Annotated in this window: 22 protein-coding genes and 1 other annotated feature; of the genes, 16 read left to right on the forward strand and 6 right to left on the reverse strand. The window is 28.3% G+C overall.

Annotated elements, in window-relative coordinates; translation table 11 throughout:
* The first annotated feature begins 159 nt into the window (after positions 1–159).
* The 3 genes from Q5O44_RS04635 (at position 160) to Q5O44_RS04645 (ending at position 4,533) form a co-directional block, all read left to right on the forward strand.
* A complete protein-coding gene (locus tag Q5O44_RS04635) occupies positions 160–2,181 on the forward strand; it encodes a lipopolysaccharide assembly protein LapB (protein WP_022167223.1) in 2,022 nt (673 codons plus the stop codon).
* 146 nt (positions 2,182–2,327) lie between these two features.
* Positions 2,328–3,521, forward strand: a complete 1,194-nt coding sequence (locus tag Q5O44_RS04640; RefSeq protein WP_022167224.1) for an acetate/propionate family kinase — start codon at positions 2,328–2,330, stop codon at positions 3,519–3,521.
* A 70-nt stretch (positions 3,522–3,591) separates the two neighbouring features.
* Positions 3,592–4,533 carry a TRM11 family methyltransferase gene (locus tag Q5O44_RS04645; protein WP_022167225.1) on the forward strand — a complete coding sequence of 314 codons (942 nt, stop codon included), beginning with the start codon at positions 3,592–3,594 and terminating at the stop codon, positions 4,531–4,533.
* A gap of 19 nt (positions 4,534–4,552) precedes the next feature.
* Here Q5O44_RS04645 and Q5O44_RS04650 read toward each other — a convergent pair whose 3' ends face one another.
* The gene (locus Q5O44_RS04650; protein ID WP_022167226.1) at positions 4,553–5,725 is read right to left on the reverse strand and encodes an AI-2E family transporter; all 1,173 of its coding nucleotides are present in this window, start codon (positions 5,723–5,725) and stop codon (positions 4,553–4,555) included.
* 229 nt (positions 5,726–5,954) lie between these two features.
* Here Q5O44_RS04650 and Q5O44_RS04655 point away from each other — a divergent pair, with 229 nt between their 5' ends.
* The 3 genes from Q5O44_RS04655 to Q5O44_RS04665 are packed head-to-tail and all read left to right on the forward strand — an operon-like array spanning position 5,955 to position 8,136.
* On the forward strand, positions 5,955–7,043 hold the full coding sequence (locus Q5O44_RS04655; protein ID WP_022167227.1) for a ribose-phosphate pyrophosphokinase: 1,089 nt from the start codon (positions 5,955–5,957) through the stop codon (positions 7,041–7,043).
* A gap of 30 nt (positions 7,044–7,073) precedes the next feature.
* Positions 7,074–7,265, forward strand: coding sequence for a hypothetical protein (locus Q5O44_RS04660; protein ID WP_022167228.1), 192 nt, complete (start codon positions 7,074–7,076; stop codon positions 7,263–7,265).
* A 16-nt stretch (positions 7,266–7,281) separates the two neighbouring features.
* Positions 7,282–8,136, forward strand: a complete 855-nt coding sequence (locus Q5O44_RS04665; protein ID WP_022167229.1) for a DUF6734 family protein — start codon at positions 7,282–7,284, stop codon at positions 8,134–8,136.
* Between the two features lie 51 nt (positions 8,137–8,187).
* Here Q5O44_RS04665 and Q5O44_RS04670 read toward each other — a convergent pair whose 3' ends face one another.
* Positions 8,188–8,868: a YesL family protein gene (locus tag Q5O44_RS04670; RefSeq protein ID WP_022167230.1), complete on the reverse strand. Its 681-nt coding sequence runs from the start codon at positions 8,866–8,868 to the stop codon at positions 8,188–8,190.
* A 119-nt stretch (positions 8,869–8,987) separates the two neighbouring features.
* Positions 8,988–9,130: a sequence feature (ribosomal protein L20 leader region), on the forward strand.
* A 55-nt stretch (positions 9,131–9,185) separates the two neighbouring features.
* On the opposite strand from Q5O44_RS04670, the gene rpmI reads away from it, so the two are divergent.
* On the forward strand, positions 9,186–9,383 hold the full coding sequence (rpmI, locus tag Q5O44_RS04675) for a 50S ribosomal protein L35 (protein ID WP_022167231.1): 198 nt from the start codon (positions 9,186–9,188) through the stop codon (positions 9,381–9,383).
* 25 nt (positions 9,384–9,408) lie between these two features.
* On the forward strand, positions 9,409–9,768 hold the full coding sequence (gene rplT, locus Q5O44_RS04680) for a 50S ribosomal protein L20 (RefSeq protein ID WP_022167232.1): 360 nt from the start codon (positions 9,409–9,411) through the stop codon (positions 9,766–9,768).
* 87 nt (positions 9,769–9,855) lie between these two features.
* Here the strand turns inward: rplT and Q5O44_RS04685 are convergent, their stop codons facing one another.
* Both Q5O44_RS04685 and Q5O44_RS04690 read right to left on the reverse strand, forming a co-directional pair.
* Positions 9,856–10,677 (reverse strand): YgcG family protein, encoded by an 822-nt coding sequence (locus tag Q5O44_RS04685; RefSeq protein WP_022167233.1) that lies wholly within the window; start codon positions 10,675–10,677, stop codon positions 9,856–9,858.
* Between the two features lie 6 nt (positions 10,678–10,683).
* Entirely contained in the window at positions 10,684–11,253 is a 570-nt protein-coding gene (locus tag Q5O44_RS04690; protein WP_022167234.1) for a LemA family protein, read from the reverse strand.
* A gap of 86 nt (positions 11,254–11,339) precedes the next feature.
* On the opposite strand from Q5O44_RS04690, the gene aat reads away from it, so the two are divergent.
* Entirely contained in the window at positions 11,340–11,993 is a 654-nt protein-coding gene (aat, locus tag Q5O44_RS04695) for a leucyl/phenylalanyl-tRNA--protein transferase (protein ID WP_022167235.1), read from the forward strand.
* Positions 11,994–12,029: 36 nt separating this feature from the next.
* Here the strand turns inward: aat and Q5O44_RS04700 are convergent, their stop codons facing one another.
* Entirely contained in the window at positions 12,030–12,494 is a 465-nt protein-coding gene (locus tag Q5O44_RS04700) for a peroxiredoxin (protein WP_022167236.1), read from the reverse strand.
* 205 nt (positions 12,495–12,699) lie between these two features.
* Between Q5O44_RS04700 and Q5O44_RS04705 the strand changes: the two genes are divergently transcribed.
* Together Q5O44_RS04705 and Q5O44_RS04710 are read left to right on the forward strand one after the other, a co-directional pair.
* The gene (locus Q5O44_RS04705; protein ID WP_022167237.1) at positions 12,700–13,479 is read left to right on the forward strand and encodes a PHP-associated domain-containing protein; all 780 of its coding nucleotides are present in this window, start codon (positions 12,700–12,702) and stop codon (positions 13,477–13,479) included.
* 134 nt (positions 13,480–13,613) lie between these two features.
* A complete protein-coding gene (locus Q5O44_RS04710) occupies positions 13,614–14,105 on the forward strand; it encodes a thioredoxin family protein (protein WP_022167238.1) in 492 nt (163 codons plus the stop codon).
* Positions 14,106–14,126: 21 nt separating this feature from the next.
* Here Q5O44_RS04710 and Q5O44_RS04715 read toward each other — a convergent pair whose 3' ends face one another.
* Positions 14,127–14,849, reverse strand: coding sequence for a polysaccharide deacetylase family protein (locus Q5O44_RS04715; protein ID WP_022167239.1), 723 nt, complete (start codon positions 14,847–14,849; stop codon positions 14,127–14,129).
* A gap of 143 nt (positions 14,850–14,992) precedes the next feature.
* Between Q5O44_RS04715 and Q5O44_RS04720 the strand changes: the two genes are divergently transcribed.
* From Q5O44_RS04720 to Q5O44_RS04740, 5 genes are all read left to right on the forward strand, one after another.
* Positions 14,993–15,817, forward strand: coding sequence for an MBL fold metallo-hydrolase (locus Q5O44_RS04720; RefSeq protein WP_022167240.1), 825 nt, complete (start codon positions 14,993–14,995; stop codon positions 15,815–15,817).
* Positions 15,818–16,067: 250 nt separating this feature from the next.
* Positions 16,068–17,171, forward strand: coding sequence for an ABC transporter ATP-binding protein (locus tag Q5O44_RS04725; protein WP_022167241.1), 1,104 nt, complete (start codon positions 16,068–16,070; stop codon positions 17,169–17,171).
* A 36-nt stretch (positions 17,172–17,207) separates the two neighbouring features.
* Positions 17,208–18,149, forward strand: coding sequence for a CdaR family transcriptional regulator (locus tag Q5O44_RS04730; protein ID WP_022167242.1), 942 nt, complete (start codon positions 17,208–17,210; stop codon positions 18,147–18,149).
* Positions 18,150–18,359: 210 nt separating this feature from the next.
* A complete protein-coding gene (locus tag Q5O44_RS04735; protein WP_022167243.1) occupies positions 18,360–19,592 on the forward strand; it encodes a maltose ABC transporter substrate-binding protein in 1,233 nt (410 codons plus the stop codon).
* A 62-nt stretch (positions 19,593–19,654) separates the two neighbouring features.
* Positions 19,655–20,578 (forward strand): ABC transporter permease subunit, encoded by a 924-nt coding sequence (locus Q5O44_RS04740; protein WP_022167244.1) that lies wholly within the window; start codon positions 19,655–19,657, stop codon positions 20,576–20,578.

A 20,578-nucleotide genomic window follows, 5' to 3' on the forward strand; every position in this document is an offset into this window, starting at 1 on the left:
ATTTAAAAGAAGGATCTAGTTTAGGTCCTTTTTTTACGTAAAAAAACTTTAACTTTAATGTTTTTTATAGTAATAAATAAAAATTAATTAATAAAAGAAAAAGTTGTAATATTATGGTACAATAAATGTGTATAATATAAAATTTAGTGAGGTATTTAGATGAGTTTATTTAATAAAATATTAGGGAAAAAAGAACAGGGTACAAAAACTAATGAAGAAATTAAAAAAAAAGATGTAAATGATTTAAATGTGAAGAAGATTAATAGCTCCACTGATAGTGGAGAAAGTAAGATAACAAATATTTCAATAGATAAATCTTCTAAAGAAAATGTAAAGATGATGAATATTATTGACCAAAATGGAAAAAGAATACAGATTACTATGGATGAGTGGAGAGAAAAAGTTCTACCAATTGCCTTAAAAAATCATTGGGATAATGCTAATTTGTTATATAACGATGTACTAAAGGCAATTCAAAACAATTTTATAAGTGATGTGGAAGATGCAGCAATGCATTTGAAAGAAATAGATACAATAAAGGAAAGAGGTTATAATACATTAGCAATAATTTATTTAAAAAATAAAGAGTTTAATAAAGCTAATGAATTATTATTAGAATATCTAGAAAGTAATCCAAAGACAGGAACAATACTTACTAATTTAGCTAAGAGTTATTATGGAAAAGATGAAAAAGAAAAGGCAATGGAAGTTTTATGGGAAGGACTTACTATTAATCCAAATCAAAACAACGGTCTTCCATGGTATGCATCTATATGTAAAGATAAAGATGGAATGGAAGGATATATAGATGCTTTAAGAAGAGCAAGTGAAATAAAGGGAAGTTGGCTTCCACAATTTCTTTTAGCAAGACATGAGTTAAATGAAAAAAATATTGAAAGTGCAAAAGAATTTCTAAAAATTGCTTTAAGTCAAGGTCATGTGACACAAGAAGCGTTACTTGTGATTTCAGGAGAGTTAGGAGCTAAAGGTTATAGTAAAGAATTAATAGAATTAGTGGAACCAGTATACGATTTTAATAAAAATGATATTAGAGTAGGTTTAAACTTATTACAGGCATATCTTCAAAATAAAGAAATTGAAAAAGGGGAAAACCTGTTAAATAAGTTAATGATGCTAGAGAGACCAGATTTAAAAAATGCACTACTTAAAATATCTAATAAGTTTGATAAGCTTAAGATTGAAGAAAAAGCATCTACACCAAAAAAAGATGTACAGATAAATATGATGGTACTAGATAATCCAGTTTGGGGGCATGGTCTTAAAACAAGTAAATGGTTTATTAATAATAAAGAAGTAAAGGGTAATATAGCAGTTCTTCCTTACGCAGATGAAACTATAAGGGAAAAAGAAATAAAAGGTTATCAAAAAGATAATGAAACAAGTATGTTATCAAGGGGGATTCCTCTATATGTAAGTGAAATGATAAATTATTATACAGATTATAATAATAAGGTAGTAATGCCATTTGTAAGAGATTTTGGACCGGTTATAACAAATAAGCAATATAATGAAGCTGCTCTTGAAGATATAGGTAATAAAATAAATGCTGATATAGTTATTACAGGAAGTGTAATGAATGCAGAAATAGGATACTTAATAAAAAATACTATTTATAATATGAATGATAAATCATCAAAGAAAATAGAGATGTTCATTCAAAAAGAGAACTTTGGTAATAGATTTAATGAGATGATAAAAGAGTTAAGAAGTGAATTAGGTGGATATGATCAAAGTAATAATAAATTCTATAAGCTTGCTGAAGATAAGGAAGTGCTACATTATTTAGCATCATTAGGACATTCATTAACTCAAACTTTAATTCAAGGAAAGTTTGTAGATAAAGATTTACTTTTAGGTGAAAGAAATATACTTAATTGGTATTTAAATATGGTTATGGCTTATCCAGAAAATGAAGCAATTAAGATGATGCTTGTTTCAGGAATTGAAAAAAGCAAGGAATACGGATCAAAGGTATATTTAGAATTTAAAAAGCAAACTTTAACAGTGATGATGAAGAGTAAGAATGAAGAAATTAAGAAGAGATTAATACCGGAAATTTACAAAATATATGGTATGGATAATGAGCTGAAGGCATTAAAAGAAAAGCTAACAAATGAAAGCAGTGATAAAGAATATATAAAATGGCTAAATAATATTTAATACTGTATATAGTAGTAAAATTGACTGACAATTCTGAAAGGTTAGAATAATGAATTATTTTTAATTTCTAAAAATTTATAGTACAATAATAGCTGAGTACAACATAGTTATTAGATTAAAAGTGAGATGAAAAAGGAGTAAGAGAGTTGAAGACATTAGTTATTAATTGTGGAAGTTCTTCATTAAAATATCAATTAATCGATATGAGTAATGAAGAATCAATGGTTCAAGGTTTAGTTGAAAGAATAGGGATTGAAGGTTCTGCTTTAACACAAAAGACACCAGGAAAAGGTAAACATGTTATTAATACAGAAATAAAAGATCATAAAGATGCAATAAAATTAGTATTAGAAGCATTAGTAAATGAAGAATATGGTGTTATTAAATCAATGGATGAGATTTCAGCAGTTGGACACAGAGTAGTTCATGGTGGGGAAAAATATTCAGAATCAGTATTAATTACTGATGAAGTTTTAGATTCAATAAGAGATTGTATTGCTTTAGCACCTTTACACAATCCACCAAATATAATAGGAATTGAATCTTGTAGAGAATTAATGCCAAATATTCCAATGGTAGCAGTGTTTGATACAGCATTCCATCAAACAATGCCAAAGAATGCTTATATTTGTCCATTACCATATGAGTTATATGAAAAATATGGTGTAAGAAAATATGGATTCCACGGAACATCACATAAATATGTTTCAAATAAGGTTGCTGAAGTAATGGGAAAATATATTAAAGATTTAAAGATAGTTACATGCCACTTAGGAAATGGTTGTTCTTTAGCAGCAGTTAAAGGTGGAAAATCAATAGATACTTCTATGGGATTCACACCATTAGCAGGAATAATGATGGGAACAAGAGCAGGAAGCATAGATCCATCTGTTATATCTTTCTTAATTGAAGAAAAAGGATATACAATAGAACAAGTTGATGAAATGTTAAATAAGAAATCAGGAGTTTTAGGAGTTTCAGGAGTTTCATCAGATTTTAGAGATGTAAGAGCAGCGGCACAAGAGGGAAATGAAAGAGCACAGCTTGCTTTAGATATATTCCATTATAAAATTAGAACTCAAATTGCAGCATATGCAGGTGCAATGGGAGGAATTGATGTTATAGTGTTTACAGCAGGAATTGGTGAAAATGCAGCTTTAGTTAGAAGTGAAAGCTTAAAAGGATTAGAGTTCTTAGGATTCAATTTAGATGCTAAGAAAAATGAAATAGCAGGAGAAATTGGTGAAATATCAACTGACGATTCAAGAGTTAAAGTATATGTTATACCAACTAATGAAGAGTTAATGATAGCAAGAGATACTGCAAGATTAGCACAATAATTTAAAGCATCAAGATAACTTAGATTATCTTGATGCTTTTTATGTTATTATATTATAAGAGGTGTAAATTATGTATAAAAATATTAACGGTAGTTTTTTATATTTCATTAATTATCAGGATAATGAAAGAGAACTATGCAAAATGGAAATGAGATGCCTTTTTAATAGAGAGATTAATGAAAAATACTTTTTTTCGGATATAGATATAAATGCGTCTAAAAGCCCATTTATTAAAAGTAAAATTAAAATAATCTATAGTGATGAATCCTTAGATAGAATGGTAAGAAAAATTAAAGAAGATAATTTATCTTATGACGACTTTAAAGTAAGCTATGTAAAGTCTGAGCAAGGCGATGTTCAGTATGAGGATAGGTTAGAAGCTACTAGAAAAATAGGCTTTGTAGTTAATGGATATCCAGATATGCACAAACCACGAAATCCACTAGCAGTTACTAAAATCAATGGTTTGTGGATTTTTGGAGAATATGAAAGAAATGATTTTAAGTGGCAAAAACATAATGATAAACCATATTCATATTCAAATGCATTGGGATTAAGGATGGCCAGAGCATTAGTAAATATAGCAATGAAAGATAATGAAGAAGGAACACTTATAGATCCGTGCTGTGGTGTAGGTACAGTAGTTATTGAAGCTTTAGATTTAGGTATAAAGGTTAAGGGGTGCGAAATAAGTAAGCAAATTGCATATAATGCTAGAGAAAATGTAGAGTTTTTAGGATATCTTAGAGATACGATAGTCTGTTATGATATGCATAAGATAAAAGATAAATATGACTCAGCAATTATTGATATTCCTTATGGATTATTTTCTCCAGTAACATTAGAGGAACAGAAAGCAATAATACATACAGCAAGAAATATATGTGAAAAAATGGTTATAGTAACTTTTGAAGATATGGAAAAATTTATTGTTGAAGCGGGATTTTCCGTTATAGATAAGTGTGTTGTACCAAAAGGAAATTTTAAAAGACATATACTTGTATGTGTATAAATAAAAAAATTAACCAGTATTATAACTGGTTAATTTTTTTTTCATACCATAAATTAAATAATATCCTAAAAGATGCAGCTAAAGGAACAGCTATAAGCATTCCTATAAGACCAAAAGCATTTCCACCAATTATTATGGCAAGCATCGTAAAGACTGCATGTAAGCCTACGCTTTCACCAACAATCTTAGGAGCTAGCAGATTATTATCAATTTGCTGCACTATAAGCATTGCAATAATAGCATATATTATCTTAATAGGACGACCGCTAAGAAGTCCCATAATAGCTGCTAAAACTGTACCAACAATAGGGCCCACATACGGAATCATATTGCATATTCCAGCAATTACACCAATTACAATAGCATAGTCAATACCTACAATAGTAAGAGCAATAGATGATAATATACCTACAAATACTGCTTCTAATAATTGTCCACGGATAAATTTTGAAAATACATCATGAATTATTAAGAATATTTTCTTGGTATATATGCCAGCTTTACTTTTTCTGAATACTAAATAATAAAGTTTATTCCATAAGCCAATGAAGTATTCAGAATCTTTAAGAAGATAGATGCTTAGAACAATAGCAATTAAAAAGGAAGCAATACTGCTACCTATAGACATTATGCTGGCAGTCATATTTCCAAGGTTAGTAATTAAGTAATTTTGAATAGAAGCCAGTATATCCACTATATATGGTTCCAAAGTATCTAGCAAAGGTATATTAAGTGATTTAATAGCCTGTGGAATAGTAGTGCTAGAAAGGGAATTACTGTTAATATAATTATTAATATCTGAGATTATATTTACAATGGTAGTGTTTTTAGATAGTTGACCTCCTATCATAAAGTATATACCGCATATTAAAGCAAAAAATAATCCAATCACTAATACGTAAGATAAAACTATAGAAAGTACTCTTCTATTAGATTCTTTCTTTATTTTATATAGCTTATTATTTCTAAATACTTTTTCTAAATACTTAGTTATTGGATATAATAAATAAGAAATAACTAAGGCAATTAATAGTGGTTTAATTAGCGAAAGAAAGCTCGCTAATAAAGATATAGCAGTTTTAAATATTAGCCCCAAATTGGACATTAATTTAATGGCAATAAATATGGCTATAACAGTAAATATCACATATATAGAGTAAGTCAGTAGTTTTTTATCATAATCTATCTTCATTTTATCCTCCTAATTAAAATAAATATATAAATAACTTTAACATAATTAATAAGACTAATAAAAGAAGAAATGATAAATTAATATAAATTTAAGGAATAGTAAAATTAAAGAATGTTTAACAATAGTTAAAAAAGTGAAAAATGCTTATTTTAAAATCTATTTAAAAATATGCATAAATAGTATATAATTACTAAAGGGTAATAGAATGGAATAACAAGGGGTGTAGAAAATGAACGAAATAAATCATGAATTAGGAATAATTGCTTTAGAAAGTTGTAGAGAACTAGGTCAGCAGGTAAATAAAATTATACAGCAAAAGAGAAATACTGAAGAATCTTTCTTAATACCAACAAATGAAATACGTTTTTCAAATGGAGAAGGTAAGGTTAAGCTTCCAGAAACAGTTAGAGGAAAAGATATATATATATTATGCGATGTAGGAAATTATAGTTGTACATATAAGATGTTTGGATTTACTAATCATAAAGGTCCCGATGAACATTTTCAAGATATTAAGAGAACAGTATCAGCAATAAGAGGAAAGGCTGCAAGAATTACTGTTATAATGCCACTTTTATATCAATCAAGACAACATAGAAGAAAAGGAAGAGAATCTTTAGATTGTGCTTTAGCATTACAAGAGTTAGAAAGATTAGGTGTAGATGAAATATTAACATTTGATGTTCATGATCCTAATGTGCAAAATGCAATTCCATTATTATCGTTTGAAAATTTATATCCAACTTACGATATAGTAAAATCATTAATATCTAATGAAGATACTTTAGAATTAGATAAAGAAAAACTATTAGTCATAAGTCCAGATACAGGGGCTATGGATAGAGCTATATACTATTCTAGCGTACTAGGTGTAGATGTAGGGCTATTTTATAAGAGAAGAGATCATTCTACAGTTGTTAACGGAAAAAACCCAATTGTAGACCATGAGTATATGGGAAGAGAAGTTGAAGGTAAGGATGTATTGATTGTTGATGATATGATAGCTTCTGGGGAATCAGTGCTTGATATAGCATTAGAATTAAAGAAGAGAAATGCAAAAAATGTTTACGTTGCAACAACATTTGCTTTCTTTACGGAAGGACTTGAAAAGTTTAATAAATATTATAGTGATGGAATAATTTCTAAAGTATATTCAACTAATTTAACATATATTTCACCAGAACTTAGAGAAACAAAATGGTTTAATGCTGTTGACATGTCTGAATTCTTATCAAGAGTAATAAATAGATTAAATTATGGTAAGTCAATAGCAAAATATATGGATGCTACAAGAATAATTAGAAGTTTATTAAAATAGCATTACTATCTTTATAGGAGAATATAATTTATGAATAATAAGTTAAGGTATCCAATAAGACTAGATGATGAAAAGATTATATATACAATAAAAGAACAAAAAAAGATATTTATAATGAGAGAAGAAAATACAAGAAAGAAACTTTATTCTACAAGTGAAGTAAAAAAAGAAGGTTCCAAAGTAGAGTCTTCTTACTGTTGCTATGGAGTAGAGCTGATATAAGAGGGTAATTTAATTAATGAAGGCATTTCATTCAAATTGGACAGCACCATATTTAATAAATAGTAGCCTTTATGAAATGAAGGATTATGAAATATTGACGACCATATTATCCGCATTGAAATGGCGAGAAAAAAATGGCAGTATAAAGATGATTACTGATAGGGTAGGAGAAAGTTATTATAAAAAAATAGGTATAGAATCTATATGGGATTTAGGAATAGAATGTAAATTGGATAGTATAAATCATTTAGTAAATAACGAAATATTCTGGGCAGCAGGGAAAATTTATGCTTTATCCATGGAAAAAGGTCCTATAGCAATGATTGATACAGATTTTATTATATGGCAGTCGCTAGATACCTGTATAAAAGAAAGTAGCTTAGCTGTTATTCATAGAGAAGGAATAGATCCTTTTGTCTACCCAGATAAGGATTATTTTAATCTTAAGGATGGATATAATTTTGATAATCAGTGGAACTGGGAAGTAGAACCATGCAACACAGCATTTGCTTATTTTAATGATGAAAAGTTTATCAAAGAATATACCAAGGCATCTATAGAATTTATGGAGAATGCAAAGGTGGATGATAATAGGATAACTAATATGGTTTTTGCTGAGCAAAGAATAATATCTATGGTTGCAGATAAAATGAATTTGAAGATTTATGAAATGGAAACATTAGATAGATTATTAAGTGGAAAGCAAAAGAATTATACCCATTTATGGGGATATAAACGGATTTTAAATATTGATGATACTTTAAGAAGGCAATTTTGCCAAAAGATTATAAAGAGAATTATCAAGGATTTTCCAGAATATAAAAGCATGTTAAGAAATATTCAGCAGATAAGTACAAAATATAATATTTAGTAATATTTAAAAAAGCAAATGAGCCTAATAATACTCATTTGCTTTTTGCTTTTAATTTTTTATTACATATTGCTGAATTGCTGGCCAGCTGAAAAATGAATTTATGAAAGCAGTTAGGCTAAAACTTAAAGTGAGAATTGCAAAAATTGTAAATGGGAATAAAAATATACTTACTGAAAAGATTATAATAGTAAAGACAATAGCTATTAAAGTGTTTTTTAAAGAAATTATACTTAAAAGGAATGAGTTTTTTAAAGTATCTTTTAAGGATAATTTTACAGTTGTTAACAAGGGAAAACTATATATAAATGAAAAAAGTAATAGTAAATTAATAAAAATACAAATAAATAAAGGTACGTACAAGAAGTTATTATTGGGTAATGCATTAGAATAAAAAATCAATGAAATTGTTACTAATGAAAATAATAATAAAAAAAATATGCCTAAAAGTGAAGATTGTTTCCAATTCTTTTTAAATGATTCCTTAAAATCGGAAAATACAAATACATGTTGTTGGCGAGCAATTTTCATAGATACATTTGTTAAAGCAGCAAAAGAAGCTGGTATAGTTATAATTGGAATTGAAAATAACAAAAATAGAAAATTTAGTTTTATTAAACTCCCCAATTCTCTTATCAATGTTTCTAGAAACAAAGCAAAACCTGTCTTTTCAGGTGTATCTTTGGAAATGCCTTTACCTTCCTTTTGAAAATTAGCCTTTAAAAATCCCATATCACGCACCTCCTGGTAAAAAGTGTATATAAATAAGTCTAACATTAATAAAAAATGTATTCAATTAATTAGATTTAAAAAAAGAATTGACATGTTAAAAGAAAGATGCTACAATAATCAATGTCAAGTAGAAACCAGCCGTTTCTCACCTTACGGCAGAGCTTAGTAAGGTATAGAGCTATTGAATTATGTCTAGAAAGAGATGTTCTAGTGTTTATAAATAGTAGAGGCGGCTTCATGCTGCCTCTATTTTTTTCATAAAGAGGTTTGCATATAATAGACAAGCCAAAAAACAAAAGTAGAGGGGAGTTACTATCATGCCAAAAATGAAGACACATAAAGGTGCAGCAAAGAGATTTAGAAAGACAGGTACAGGTAAACTTAAAAGAGCTAAAGCTTTTAAGAGCCATATCTTAACTAAGAAAAGCGCTAAGAGAAAGAGAAACTTAAGAAAAGGTACTTATGTTTCAACTACTCAAGAAAAAGCAATGAAGAAATTATTACCATACCTATAATATTATTACCTAGGAGGAACTAAGAATGGCTAGAGTTAAAAGAGCGGTTAATTCACGTAAAAATCATAAAAAAGTATTAAAACTTGCTAAAGGTTACTACGGTGGAAAGAGCAGATTATTCAAAACTGCTAACGAAACTGTAATAAGAGCATTAAGAAATGCATATGTTGGAAGAAGATTAAAGAAGAGAGATTTCAGAAGATTATGGATTGCTAGAATCAATGCTGCTTCAAGAATGAATGGATTATCATATTCAAAATTCATGAACGGAATGAAATTAGCTGGAATCGACATGAACAGAAAAATGTTATCTGAAATAGCTATAAACGATCCAAAAGCATTTGCTGATTTAGTAGAAGTTGCTAAAGCTCAATTAAGCAAATAATTAAGAAAATAATATAAAAAATAACCATAAGATTTCTCTTATGGTTATTTTTTTTATTTAAAAATTATTTATTATTGGGTAAAAATTTTACCATGAACCTGAAGAACCTCCACCATTGGAAGAGCCACCACCGAATCCGCCGTTTCCACCACTGTTTCCACCACCAAATCCGCTGCTGCCACCACCAAATCCGCCACCACCGCCTCTAGGGCCACGATGATGACTAGAGATAATTATCATTTGTAAAAAAGTACGGCATACTCTTCCTCTATTTAAAATGATATCTAAAAAGATAAGTAGTATAATAATTCCAGGAATAACCTTATTGGAAGTATTAGATGAAGAGTTATTATTGTTGTAATCTTTAGAAGAAACATTTATATTTTCTAGGGAAGTTAAGGAAACTCCATATTCTTCAGCAATTTTATTAGAAAATTCATAATAACAATTCAAGAGACCGTCATTATAATTTCCATCACGAAAATAAGGCTTTCCATAAGAAGTCATAATTTTGTTGCTAAGTACATCTGGTACAGCACCTTCAAGACCTTTACCTACTTCAACTCTCCAATTTCTATCATCCATAGCTAATAATATTAAAAGACCATTATTTTTTTCAGAGGTACCGATACCCCATGAGCGAAATAATTCATTTGCATATTTCTCTATAGGTACATTATTAGTGGAGTTTATTACTACAATAACACATTGTGCAGTTGTTTTTTCTTCAAGTTCCTTACCAATTGATATAATTTTTTCAGTATAATTTTTTGAAATTGTTCCAGTATAATCATTAATATACTTATTGGTTGTAACTGAAGGGAATTTGGTATTTGCCGCAAAGGTAATAGAATAAATACATACTAATAAAAGAGAAGAAATTAATAATACCTTTTTAAAAAGCTTCATTATATATTAACTTGAAAAATCTACAGAAGGAGCAGTTTGAGCACCTTCGCTAGCTTTATATAATGGCTTTTGTTCAAAATTAAAAATAGAAGCAATTATATTGCTTGGAAACCTTCTCCTCTTAGTATTATATTCAGTAACAGCATCATTATAATCCTGACGGGCTATAGTAATTCGATTTTCTGTGCCTTCAAGTTCAATAGCTAAGTCTTGGAAATTTGAACTTGATTTTAAATCAGGATAGTTTTCTACAACCACAAGAAGTCTTGATAAAGCACTAGTTAACTCCTGGTCAGCAGCAGCTTCTTCTTGGATGGTAGAAGCACCTGCTAATTTACTTCTTGCATCAGCGATATTTGTATAAATTTCGCTTTCTAAGTTAGCATATCCCTTTACTGTGCTCACTAGATTTGGAATTAAATCTGATCTTCTTTGAAGTTGAGTATCAATATTAGATTGAGCAGTATCAACTTTTTGCTCTAAAGCTACTAAGTTATTGTAGCCACTAACTACTGGTATAGCTATGATTATTATTACTACCAGTATACCTATAAGTACTTTTGATAAATTTTTCATATTTTTACACCTCTTTATATATTATAACAGATGAAATACGGTATAATACAACATATAATAAAAAATTAAGTAGTGAGGAAAAGAAAATGGCAGTATTTAGATTAAATAATGAAATAGTATTTCCAAATCCTGAATTATCAGAAGAAGATGGATTATTAGCTATAGGCGGTGATTTATCTGTAGAAAGATTAATACTAGCATATTGTAATGGAATATTTCCTTGGTATAATCCAGGAGAGGAAATATTATGGTGGTGCCCTAAACCAAGGTTTATTATTTACCCAAGTAAAATTAAAATATCAAATTCCATGAAGAAAATTTTAAAGAAGAATCAGTTTAAAATAACTTTTGATAATGATTTTGCTGCCGTGATTTCAAATTGCAAGGAGATTAGGGAGTGTCAAGAAGGTACATGGATAACAGACCATATGAAAGAAGCATATATAAAATTACATAACTTAGGATTAGCATCTAGTGTTGAAGTATATGAAGATGAGCAGTTAGTAGGTGGTCTTTATGGAGTTAAAATAGGGAAATGTTTCTTTGGAGAAAGTATGTTTTCAAAGGTAAGCAATGCTTCAAAAGCTGCACTGATATCTTTAGCTAAGAAGCTAGAAGAAGAAGGGTTTTTATTTATAGATTGTCAAATGCATACCAATCATCTTGAGAGTATGGGGGGAGAGTTTGTAGAGTGGAACAAATTCAAAGAGATGCTTAAAGAAGGAACGAAATTTAATTAAGAATGAAAAATTGAGGAGGGAACTCCATTGGAGTTCCTAAAGGTTGCATTTTACATCATCTACGTGGCCGGCAACTTTTACTTTTCTATAAATCTTAGTGATTATTCCTTCTTCGTTAATGATAAAAGTACTACGTTCTACACCAATTCCTGTACGACCACACATAGTTTTTTCTTTAAGGACATCATATAATTTACAAACTTCTTCATTTCTATCTGATAAAAGTACAAAAGGTAAATCATATTTAGCTATAAATTTATTATGTGAAGCTATAGTGTCTCTGCTAACACCAAGTATTACAGCGTTATTTTTATTAAATTCTTCAGCATTATCTCTAAATGCTTCTGCTTCTCTTGAACATCCAGGTGTATTGTCTCTTGGATAGAAATATAAAACAACTTTTTTCCCTAAGTAATCACTTAATTTATGATCTTTTTCATCTGAACCAGGAAGTATGAAATCCGGTGCTTTCATTCCTTCTTCTAAAATGATATTTTCCATAAGTCCTCCTTAAAATATAGAATTATATAATAATAATTATTATATAAAAAGACATATTTGTAAAGTGTAAAAGAAAAACATATGAAAATATAATAATTATTATTATACTATGTGTGCAGAAAACTTATATTAAGCATATACATATAATAAAATAAAAATTAAAGATTTTTAAAAATTAAAAATAATTAATAAGGAGAAAATCATTATGAACATAGACTTTCATGTTCATGGTTTGCTAAGTAAAAGAAAAGATTTTAATGAAAAATTCTTTTTGAATGAAATAAAATATGCCAAGAGAAATAGTATAGATGGCATAATCTTATGTGAACATTTCAATGCTATTTCTTTCAAGATAATTTATAATTATTTAGAAGAAAACTATATCTATGAAGGTAATAGATATATGATTGATGGAGTGTCTGTATTCCCAGCATTAGAGGTTAATGTAAAAGGAAAAGGACACGTTATAATAGCAGGAGATAGAGATGACATAATGGATATCCATAAGATTTTAGAACAATACATGGAAAAAGAAAATTTCATTGAGTTTGATGAATTACTAGATATGGCGGATCTTTATAACTGTTTGAAGATTGGAGCTCATCCTTGTAGGAAGGGACACAAGCTTTTTAAGCATTCAGAAGAAAGTTTAAAAAGACTAGATGCCATTGATTTAAATGCTAAAGATATATTTAGAAAAGGGGAAATAAAAGCTAAAAGTGAACTTATAGAGCTATCGCAAAAGCTTGGTGTTAATATAGTTACAGGAAGCGATAGTCATACACCTTTACAGATAGGTGCCATATTTACTACCTTAAATAAAGAATGTATTACTGTGGAAGAAATAAGAAAAGTTATAAAGTCAGAAGAATATTCTATTAATATAAGTGACTTACTTCCCTTTAAAGTGTATTCTTCTAAAGTATTAAAAAGATATCTTATGTCAACTGGTCAATATAATGCCAATATGAATTTTGATTTATAGAAATAAATATTGGTTGAATTGGAAAAAAATAAATGATAATATATAAACCGGTAATTCCATTAAATTGGTAAACTGGTTTTTTAATTTAATAATAACTGATGAAATAAGAGTAGGTAAATAATTCAGGAGGAAATATGGTTAATTTAGATAAATGTATATCATATGAAGAATATATAAGCACAGCTAAAGAAGAAGAAATATTATTTATAGATGAATTATATAAACAAGGAAGGTTAGTTTCACATGGGGTAGAGGATATAAAAAATATAAAATCAAATATAAATATATTAGTGATAACTGATACTTTTTGTAAGGATTCAGCTACCACTATGCCATTTTTAATGAAACTTTCAGAATTAAATTCTAAGATACATGTGAACTTTTTAAAAAAAGAAGGTAAAGAAGAATTATTACAAGAATTATCAGGTGAATGTAGAATTCCTACCATTATAAAACTGGATGAGAAAAAGCAAATGAAAGGAAAATATATAGAATTTCCTCAAGTTGTAAGAGAAAAAATTAATGGCAAAAATGAAGAAGAGAGAAAGGCCATAGTAGAAGAAGTTAGATCAGGAAAATATAATGATGAAATACAAAAAGAGATAATAAAATTAATACTAAAATAGGAGCTAATTAAAGCTCCTATTTTAATTTAAAGTATCAAATTTATAACCCTGTTCTTTAAAATATTGGATTATTTTCGGTAATGCTTCCACAGTTGTTGTTTTAGTCATACAATCATGCATAAGGACGATAGCTGGTGATTTTAACTCACCATTTTTATCTCTTGATTCCTTAACAACATTGTTATAAATAGTTGCAGCAGGAATATTGTTTCCTTTGGCATCACCAGAATCAACATTCCAATCGTAGCAATTTATACCTTGTTCATTTAACTTTAATATGATATTTTCTGTAAAAGAACTTCCATGAGCATTTCTAACTAAAGTGTTATGAGATCCACCAGGAAATCTGAATATTGTACAATCTTTCCCAGTTACTTCCTTAAGGAAGTTTTGATGTTTATTAAAGTTATCCCAAAAAGCTTCTTCAGATATATATATATATTTAAATTCATGATTATGAGTGTGATTGCCAATGGCATTGCCTTCATCATAAGCACGTTTTATTAAAGCATTATGAGCTTCTATGTAAGGACAAATTACAAAAAAAGTTGCATGTACATCATTTTCCTTAAGGATATCTAAAATCTTAGGAGTATTTTTACTAGGCCCATCATCAAAGGTCAAATACACAACTTTTTTAGAGTTGATTTCATCATCAGCATTGGTGTATACGCAATTAAAGCATGAAAGCAATAAGGAAAATAAACAAAAGTATAAAAAACATTTAATAAATAAAGACTTCAAATTTACACCTTCTTAAAATTAATAAGTGATAATTTAATATTAGTTTGTTTTATAAATTATTAAATATTCACAAAGAAAATATATTATTAATAAAAACAATAGAATAAGATATTAGTAAGAGATTTAAGGTGGAGGTGAAAAGAATGAAAGTTACTGTTTTAGTTGATGATTTAGCTAGAGAGTGTAAGTATGAGAAAAGGCACGGATTATGTTTGTATATTGAAACTGAAAGTAAAAAAATACTTTTTGATTTAGGTCCCAATGATACATTTATAAGAAATGCAAAAAGGATGGATATTGATTTAAAAGAGGTAGATACTGTTGTTATATCACATGGGCATAGAGATCATGGCGGAGGATTGGAAAGTTTTCTTAATATAAATAATAAGGCAAAGATATATGTAAATAGATTTGCTTTTAATGATTACTATTTAAGAATGTTTGGTAATATTAAACATAATATAGGTCTAAATAAAGATTATAAATGGAATGATAGAGTGGTTTTAGTTAATGGATTATATAAAGTAGATGACGGAGTTTTGCTTTTTAATAAAATACGAGGAAAGGAATTTGTACCTCTTTCAAATAAAAAATTACTGAAAAAGAGGAGAAACGCTTATGTAGAAGATGATTTTTCACATGAGCAGAATTTATTATTAAATGAAGGCAATAAAAGCGTTTTATTTGTTGGATGTGGACATAGAGGCATTATTAATATATTAAAGGAAGCAGAGAGAATAAGTAGATCACCAATAGATTACTTTTTTGGGGGCTTACATCTATATAATTATGCTAATAAGAAATATGAAGACGATAATTTAATTGAGAATATTTCAAAGGCATTAAAAGATAAAGAAACACTTCTTTATTGTTGCCATTGTACTGGTGAGGATGCATATAGCAAGATTAAGAAAAATTTGAAAGATAAAATTAAGCTTATTAAAGTTGGGGATTGTATAAATACATGATAATATTAAAAGGGGCTGTATGGAAAGTTATTTTGATGCAGCTCCTTATTTTAATAAATACATTGAAAATTGATTTTATGTTATGTTATTATTACAAAGTAAACCCTTTTTTGTAATAAATTAACACATTGGATATTATTACAAAAAACAATATGTTAATTTGTGACAATTACATATGGATGAAAACAATTTCAAGGATTACAATATAAATATATTAAGAGTTTAAAAAGGTTTTATGGAGGTAATATATATGGCAAGTTTATCATTAAGACATATTTATAAAATTTACCAAGGAGATGTAACAGCAGTTAAAGATTTCAACTTAGAAATAGAAGATAAAGAATTTATAGTTTTCGTTGGACCATCTGGTTGTGGTAAGTCAACTACCTTAAGAATGATTGCAGGATTAGAAGATATTTCAAAAGGTGAATTATATATAGGTGATACATTAGTAAATGATGTTGAACCAAAAGAAAGAGATATAGCAATGGTTTTTCAAAACTACGCTTTATATCCTCATATGTCTGTATATGACAATATGGCTTTTGCATTAAAATTAAGAAAAATGCCAAAGGATGAAATAGAGAAGAAAGTTACAGAAGCAGCAAAAATTCTTGACATTGAACATTTATTAAAGAGAAAACCAAAGGCTCTATCAGGAGGTCAAAGACAAAGGGTTGCTTTAGGAAGAGCTATTGTAAGAAATCCTAAGGTGTTCTTAATGGACGAGCCATTATCTAACCTTGATGCCAAGTTAAGAGTTCAAATGAGAACTGAAATTAGTAAATTATATAGAAAATTACAAACAACATTTATTTATGTTACACATGACCAAGTGGAAGCTATGACAATGGGTACAAGAATTGTTGTTATGAAGGATGGCATAATTCAACAAGTTGATACTCCACAAAATATTTATAATTATCCAACAAATCTATTTGTTGCAGGATTTATGGGAAGCCCACAAATGAACTTTATAGATGGTGTTGTTGAAAAATCAGGAAATGATTTATTTGCATCTTTCAATGGAAATAAGATTAAATTCCCAGCAAATAAATATGATGCATTAAAATCTTATATAGGAAAAGAAGTTACTTTTGGTATAAGACCTCAAAGCTTAAGTGATGATAAAGAACTTATAGCAAATAATCCACATTCAACTATTGTTGGAGATATCGAAGTTGTAGAACATATGGGAGCTGAAAGTTATGTTTATACTAAGTGTGGAAATGCTTCAGTAACTATAAGAATAGAGGGAACTACAAACTTAAAAGTAGGAGAAAAAGCTAAGATATACTTAAATGTTGATAAATTACATGTATTTGATAAGGACACAACTTTAAGAGTGATATAAGCTAAAGCTACAGATAAATACTTAAGAGGTGATATTGTGGAATGTATTGAGAACATGGTTAAAGATATTTATGAATGTTGTAAGATACCTTTCCAATTGTCAATTGAAAGCTTAGGAGCTTATGAAACTTCAGAATATGATGATAGTGATCAAATAATAAGTAAAAATATTAAATTTAATGGAACCAAATGCTGCTTAAAAACAAAAGCAGCATTTGGTAATATATTAAATTTATTAGCATATTCTTTAGAAAATAAGCTAAAAGATATTTTGATTCACAAGGAAAGTATAATTACATCATTATTGGCAGGGAAAAATATAGAAAAAGATGTAATTTTGGCAGTATGGCCTACTCTTTTAGGCAGGTTTTATTTAATAGATATATACATAGAAAGTAAATCATATGATGCTTATCTATATATAAAAGAACTATATGATGATAGTGATGTAGAAGTTATTCTAAGTAATGATAAGTTACTTTTAATAGCTAAAGTAAAAGAAATATATGATCATATTATAGGAATAAAAGATGCTTTACTTAATAATTTTACAGGTAGATATTATATAAGTTATTGTCAGGTAGAAAATTATGAAGGCTTAAAAAAATCTTTTGAAGAGTGTGAATATAGACTTATGTTAGCTAATAAATACAAAGTAAGTGAAAGTATTATTGACGAAAAAAAAATGATTTTAGAAGGAATTATAGATTCAGTATCAGAAGAAAAAAAGGAAAAGATATATAAGTTATTTAATGAGGGATTTTCTAAGCTTGATAATGAAATGATAAGAACTATAGAAGTGTTTTTTAGTTGCGGTTTGAACTTAAGTGATGCAGCTAAGGAGTTATACATTCATAGGAATACACTTATATATAGACTTGATAAGATAGAAAAATATACTGCTTATGATATACGCAATTTTAATAATGCAGTGTTATTTAAAGTTGTATTTTTTATTTGGAAAGAAAAAAATAAATAAATTTACTCTTTAAAACAGTTACAAATGGTAATATAATATAAATATAGAAATAAATGTAAATAATTTTACAAATTATATTTTTCTAAGTTGTTGTTAAAATTATTTTTTAATAAATTTTGGTATCGTTACCAGTATGGGTTTCAAAGATAATAAAACTTAAATAGTTTTATATATAATATTTATTGTGTATTTATAAAGGAGAGGTTTTATATGGTTAAACGTTCAAAATTACTTTCAGTTTTGTTGAGTGGAGCAATGCTTACAAGTGTATTGGTAGGCTGTGGTTCAAGTAATGAAACTTCAGATGGTAGTGATAATTCATCTTCTGATGGAAAAGATACATTAGTAGTATGGTCACATTTCCAACAAAATGAAGTTGATGCACTACAAGATGTTGTTAAACAATGGGGAGAAGAAAATAACGTAAAGGTTGATTTGAAATATGATGGCAGTGAGTTTGATGCTATGAGCCAAGCTTTACAATCTGGAAAAGGTCCAGACGTGGTATTAGGGTATCCACATGATAATTTAGGAAAATTATATAAGGCTGGACTTTTAGCTACATGTCCAGATGATTTAATTGATGAAAGTCTTTATTCTTCAGAGAATTTATTTGATTCAGTTACAGTAAATGGAGACAGAATAGGTGTTCCAGTATGCCAAGAATCAATAGCATTATATTACAATAAGGATTTAGTTTCATCAGTACCAGAAACTTTTGAAGAGTTAATTAAAATAGGAAAAGAAAAAGGATTTGAATTTGACCTTACTAATTTTTACTATGCAGCAGGATTCTTGTTAAATGGAGATTCATATATATTCAAAAACAATAATGGAACACTAGATGTTAATGATATTGGTTTAGATAGTTCTGATGCAATAAAAGGTTTAGAATTCTTAAAAGAATTAGTAGATGAAGGATTAATGGCATCAGATATTACTGATGATATAGCAAAATCAGATTTCCAAGCAGGTAAAACAGCATTCTATATTTCAGGTCCTTGGAATGTAGATTCTACAAAGGATGCAAATGTTAATTTTGATATAGCTGAGCTTCCAACATTAAATGGAAATAAGTTAAGTAACTTAACAACTATTCAATCAGCTTTTGTTCCTTCAAAATCAAAAAATCAAGATTTAGCATGGGAATTAATTAAATATTTAAGCGAAAATACTTCACAAGTATTATTTGAAGAAGGAAGCAGACTTCCTGTATTAACATCAGCAATGGAAAGCGATTGGTTTAAATCAGCAGACTATGTTCAAGGATTCTTAGATCAAGCTGAAAATGGTACACCAACACCTAATATAGCTGAAATGAGTACAGTATGGAATCCATGTGCAAATAATATTAAATCTGTATTAAATGGAGAATTAACTGCAGAAGAAGCAGGAAAAAATATGGTTACTCAAATAAAGAGTGCTATTGCTGAAATGGAATAATATTTAACATGAAGGCTAGAAAGTCTTCTAGCCTTCGATATTGATCCGAATGGGGGGTAAAAATGGAAGTAGCTAGGGAAAAGAAGAAAAGTGAAGCATTGGCATATTTGACACCAGCATTGGTGACTATTTCAATATTAACCATAGCACCAATAATTTTTACAATAATAATATCATTTACTGATTACTCATTATATTCTAAGGGAAATATAAATTTTGTTGGGCTTGAAAACTTCACAAGTGTTTTAACAGGTAATTTAAGACCGATATTCCTACCTGTATTTGGATGGACAATAATATTTGCCGTAGCATCTACCGCAGGTTGTTTTTTAGTAGGATTATTTTTAGCTCTACTAGTTGAAAATCCAAATATAAAAGAAAGAGCTATATATAAAGCAATACTTATATTACCATGGGCTTTACCAGTAACAATTGCAATCTTATCTTTCCAAGGATTATTAAATGGAAATTATGGACAAATTAATACGTTATTATTAAATCTTCATATAATAAAAGAGCCTATTATGTGGCTTACTTATCCTAATATGGCTAGATTTGCTCTTATTATGGTAAATATATGGCTTGGATTCCCATATATGATGAATATATGTATTGGAGCAATAAATGCTATACCAACAGAATATTATGAAGCCGCTGATGTTGATGGAGCTAGTAAGTTAGTACAATTCTTTAAGATTACTTTACCTTCAATAGCTCAAACAGCATGGCCATTAATAATTTCATCATTTGCTTTTAATTTTAATAACTTTGGATCAGCATACTTAATAACTAATGGTAATCCAGCAAGAACAACTACTCAGTTTGCAGGATATACAGACATTTTAGCTTCAGTTAATTATAAGTTAATAACTGTATCCGGAAAATATTCTACAGCATCAGCCATAAGTATATTAATATTTATATTACTTGCTGCAATATCTTTCTTCCAATTAAAGAAATCAGGACAATTTTCGGAGGTAGATTAA

Origin of the sequence: Clostridium sp. CAG:221, assembly GCA_000435835.1 — a bacterium.
Classification (GTDB): Bacteria; Bacillota; Clostridia; order Clostridiales; family Clostridiaceae; genus Clostridium.

Excerpts from the sequence above, each read along its gene's own strand:
- Q5O44_RS04665 (WP_022167229.1), top strand. The coding sequence starts at position 7,282 with ATGAAGGCATTTCATTCAAATTGGACAGCACCATATTTAATAAATAGT.
- Q5O44_RS04685 (WP_022167233.1), bottom strand. The coding sequence starts at position 10,677 with ATGAAGCTTTTTAAAAAGGTATTATTAATTTCTTCTCTTTTATTAGTA.
- Q5O44_RS04705 (WP_022167237.1), top strand. The coding sequence starts at position 12,700 with ATGAACATAGACTTTCATGTTCATGGTTTGCTAAGTAAAAGAAAAGAT.
- Q5O44_RS04700 (WP_022167236.1), bottom strand. The coding sequence starts at position 12,494 with ATGGAAAATATCATTTTAGAAGAAGGAATGAAAGCACCGGATTTCATA.
- Q5O44_RS04645 (WP_022167225.1), top strand. The coding sequence starts at position 3,592 with ATGTATAAAAATATTAACGGTAGTTTTTTATATTTCATTAATTATCAG.
- Q5O44_RS04660 (WP_022167228.1), top strand. The coding sequence starts at position 7,074 with ATGAATAATAAGTTAAGGTATCCAATAAGACTAGATGATGAAAAGATT.
- Q5O44_RS04690 (WP_022167234.1), bottom strand. The coding sequence starts at position 11,253 with ATGAAAAATTTATCAAAAGTACTTATAGGTATACTGGTAGTAATAATA.
- Q5O44_RS04655 (WP_022167227.1), top strand. The coding sequence starts at position 5,955 with ATGAACGAAATAAATCATGAATTAGGAATAATTGCTTTAGAAAGTTGT.
- Q5O44_RS04710 (WP_022167238.1), top strand. The coding sequence starts at position 13,614 with ATGGTTAATTTAGATAAATGTATATCATATGAAGAATATATAAGCACA.
- Q5O44_RS04650 (WP_022167226.1), bottom strand. The coding sequence starts at position 5,725 with ATGAAGATAGATTATGATAAAAAACTACTGACTTACTCTATATATGTG.
- rplT (WP_022167232.1), top strand. The coding sequence starts at position 9,409 with ATGGCTAGAGTTAAAAGAGCGGTTAATTCACGTAAAAATCATAAAAAA.
- Q5O44_RS04635 (WP_022167223.1), top strand. The coding sequence starts at position 160 with ATGAGTTTATTTAATAAAATATTAGGGAAAAAAGAACAGGGTACAAAA.
- Q5O44_RS04670 (WP_022167230.1), bottom strand. The coding sequence starts at position 8,868 with ATGGGATTTTTAAAGGCTAATTTTCAAAAGGAAGGTAAAGGCATTTCC.
- Q5O44_RS04740 (WP_022167244.1), top strand. The coding sequence starts at position 19,655 with ATGGAAGTAGCTAGGGAAAAGAAGAAAAGTGAAGCATTGGCATATTTG.
- Q5O44_RS04735 (WP_022167243.1), top strand. The coding sequence starts at position 18,360 with ATGGTTAAACGTTCAAAATTACTTTCAGTTTTGTTGAGTGGAGCAATG.
- rpmI (WP_022167231.1), top strand. The coding sequence starts at position 9,186 with ATGCCAAAAATGAAGACACATAAAGGTGCAGCAAAGAGATTTAGAAAG.
- Q5O44_RS04725 (WP_022167241.1), top strand. The coding sequence starts at position 16,068 with ATGGCAAGTTTATCATTAAGACATATTTATAAAATTTACCAAGGAGAT.
- Q5O44_RS04720 (WP_022167240.1), top strand. The coding sequence starts at position 14,993 with ATGAAAGTTACTGTTTTAGTTGATGATTTAGCTAGAGAGTGTAAGTAT.
- aat (WP_022167235.1), top strand. The coding sequence starts at position 11,340 with ATGGCAGTATTTAGATTAAATAATGAAATAGTATTTCCAAATCCTGAA.